General features: G+C 44.5%; 1 pseudogene. It reads left to right on the top strand.

The window, feature by feature from the left end:
* Positions 1-272: pseudogene (locus C1E99_RS00200) on the top strand (ornithine carbamoyltransferase); the annotation flags it as partial.

The following is a 272-nucleotide window of genomic DNA, read 5'->3' as shown; positions in this document are numbered from 1 at the left end:
TCAGGTGGTAACGGGCGCTATCCTTGGTGTCAATGTCCATATCTTCTCTCCAAAAGAACTCTTCCCAGAAGAAGAAGTAGTTGCCTTGGCTGAAGGTTTTGCGAAAGAAAGTGGAGCACGTGTTCTCATTACTGACAATGCTGACGAAGCAGTCAAAGGCGCAGATGTTCTCTATACAGACGTTTGGGTATCAATGGGTGAGGAAGACAAATTTGCAGAACGTGTTGCCCTCTTGAAACCATACCAAGTGAATATGGAATTGGTGAAAAAAG

It is taken from the genome of Streptococcus suis (genome assembly GCF_002964045.1).
Taxonomy (GTDB): Bacteria; Bacillota; Bacilli; order Lactobacillales; family Streptococcaceae; genus Streptococcus; species Streptococcus suis_U.
The sequence above is the reverse complement of the archived record's forward strand: the minus strand, read 5'-3'. Positions and strand labels throughout refer to the sequence as shown.